Origin of the sequence: Paenibacillus silagei, assembly GCF_017874735.1 — a bacterium.
GTDB lineage: Bacteria > Bacillota > Bacilli > Paenibacillales > Paenibacillaceae > Paenibacillus_AQ > Paenibacillus_AQ silagei.
Map to the genome: position 1 here is coordinate 1 of NZ_JAGGLV010000049.1, position 1,934 is coordinate 1,934.

Consider the following 1,934-nt stretch of genomic DNA (forward strand, 5'->3'; position numbering starts at 1 on the left):
AAAGTGGAGCGACCGAGCCTAGGTTGAGTAACTTAGCAGGTGGAACCCCTGCTTGGAAAGGCGAAAGCCACGCCACCAATAGCGAGTCTTGGAGCGGCAAGGGTAACCCTGCCGTTTAAGCGTAGACAGTTAGGATGCAGGCCTGAAAGTGATGGAGCCTCGAAATGCAGCAAACGGGAAGGTCGACGGGCTCACTTTCCCGGAAGACAACATGACTCCAGCCGAAAAAAAAAAGGCGAGGATGGAGGAGCTTCCCCGGGGTCGAAGAGCCAGGCATGTATACCCATGGTTACTCAGCAACTCGGGAGACCCTGACGCTCTTCTGCGAGAGAAGTACTATTTAGGAACCTTTGCAGGAGTATGGCAAACAAGCCGTAACACGTAAGAATGTCAAACGGCGTTCAGGGAGTCGGATTGCCGCATAAGACCTGTGAAACCCCTGTAATGGGGGCGGAGGAAAGGCAGGCGACACCCCATCAATCTTGGTAAGGACACATTGGCCACACACAGAGGTGGGAAAAAATGGAAACGAAATTAACAAGAATAGCAGAAATGGCCAAAGCAGATCCGAAGTTACGGTTCAACTCCATCGGACATCTCATGGACACAGAAGCATTAAAGAGAAGTCACAAAGAGATGAAACCGGGAAAGGCAACCGGAGTCGATGGATCGACCAAAGAGACGTACGAAGCCAACGTGGAAGCGAATGTAACACACCTGGTGGACCGTTTAAAGCGAAGAAGCTACAGACCTCAGCCCGCAAGAAGAGTGTACATCCCAAAGGACGGGAAAAACATGCGGCCCCTAGGAATTCCTGCGTATGAAGACAAACTGGTGCAACATGCGCTGAAAAGAGTACTGGAAGCCATTTATGAACAAGACTTCATGGATTTCTCGTATGGATTTCGCCCGAACCGAAACATGCACAGTGCGCTGAAACATCTAAACCGGGTCATCGAGCAGGGGAAAACCAGCTATGTCGTCGATGCGGACATCTCAGGCTTCTTCAACCATGTAAATCACGAATGGCTGATGAAATTCCTCGAACTGCGAATCGGAGATCCAAACATCCACCGGCTGGTGAGACGGATGCTAAAAGCAGGTATTCAGGAGGAGGGACACTTTGAACCGACGGAGGAAGGAACTCCCCAAGGTTCGGTGGTGTCGCCCCTGCTAGCCAACGTCTACCTGCACTATGTCCTTGACCTATGGTTTACCGTGACGGTGAGGAAGCAGTGCGGGGGGCAAGCCGAAATGGTGCGCTTCGCCGATGATTTTGTATGCTGCTTCCAGTACAAAGAAGATGCAGAACGCTTCTATACCGCACTTGTGCTCCGGCTGGAGAAATTCGGGTTAAGCATTGCGGAAGAGAAGACGAAAATCATCGCGTTCGGTCGTTTTGCGGAAGCAGAATCACGGAGGAAGGGCGAAGGTAAACCGAAAACATTCGATTTCCTAGGCTTCACGCACTACTGCGCCAAGAGCCGAAAAGGAACCTTCCGGGTAAAGCGTAAAACGAGTGGGAAGAAATTCAGACAGAAGGTCAGAGCCATGAAGAGCTGGGTCAGGTGGAATCGCCACATGAAGCAGGAGGAGTTTCTAGGCGTCATCCGGTCCAAACTGTCGGGACACTACCGATACTATGGAATCACGGATAACTCGGAGAAAATAAAAGCCTATTACATGCAAACGCTCGACTTGATCTATACATGGCTAAACCGCAGAAGTCAGCGCAGGAGTTTCACCTGGGAGAGGTTCTACGAAGTGCTAAACGAATTCAGGCTACCTAAGCCGCGGATCTACGTCAATATCTACGATTAAGGCCAATGGTGAACGATGGGGTGAAGAGCCGTATGCGTAAATTGCGCACGTACGGATCTGTGAGGGGTAGGGGCACAATCCACGAAGGAAAGGCCCCGCCTACTCGACCAACA

Annotated in this window: 1 protein-coding gene; it reads left to right on the forward strand. The window is 51.1% G+C overall.

Annotated elements, in window-relative coordinates:
- The first annotated feature begins 522 nt into the window (after positions 1-522).
- Positions 523-1,821 carry a group II intron reverse transcriptase/maturase gene (gene ltrA, locus J2Z70_RS33000; protein WP_209880117.1) on the forward strand — a complete coding sequence of 433 codons (1,299 nt, stop codon included), beginning with the start codon at positions 523-525 and terminating at the stop codon, positions 1,819-1,821.
- Positions 1,822-1,934: the final 113 nt, after the last annotated feature.